The sequence below is a fragment of the Tamlana crocina genome (assembly GCF_012037625.1).
Map to the genome: position 1 here is coordinate 1 of NZ_JAAVJS010000256.1, position 441 is coordinate 441.

Sequence of the window (441 nt, forward strand, 5' to 3'; positions counted from 1 at the left end):
CCCGCCTAACAGAGGCGGATTTTTTGATATATTTTCCTTAAGATCAGGCTTTTGCTTTTCTATTGAGCCTGTCTTCGGCCATTTCTGTTAGAAGATCATCGGTTTTGTACTCTTCATCCAAAGTTTTTTGCAACTTCTTTGCGATGTCATCATGTCCTAATTCCTTCGCATATCTCACGGCAGTACCATAAGCCGAGATCTCGTAATGTTCTACACGCTGGGCTTCAGCAATAAGACCGGCATCACGTACATCTTTTTCCGTATCTTCTTCCAGAAAGGATTCTGCTTCTTTTATAAGTCCTTTCATCGCTTTGCAGGTTTCCCCTGTAGGTTTGATGCCTAATTTTTCGGTGATCTCCTCCAGGCGCTTGATATGGCCTTCGGTTTCTTTTAGGTGTTTCTCAAATGCTTTCTTTAGCTTATCATCACTTGCATTCTTTT

1 protein-coding gene is annotated in these 441 nt (G+C 41.7%); it reads right to left on the bottom strand.

Annotated features, from left to right (window positions below; translation table 11 throughout):
- Positions 1-43: 43 nt before the first annotated feature.
- Positions 44-441: YciE/YciF ferroxidase family protein (locus tag HC176_RS16605; protein WP_167920115.1), on the bottom strand; the 398-nt coding region annotated here is incomplete at its 5' end.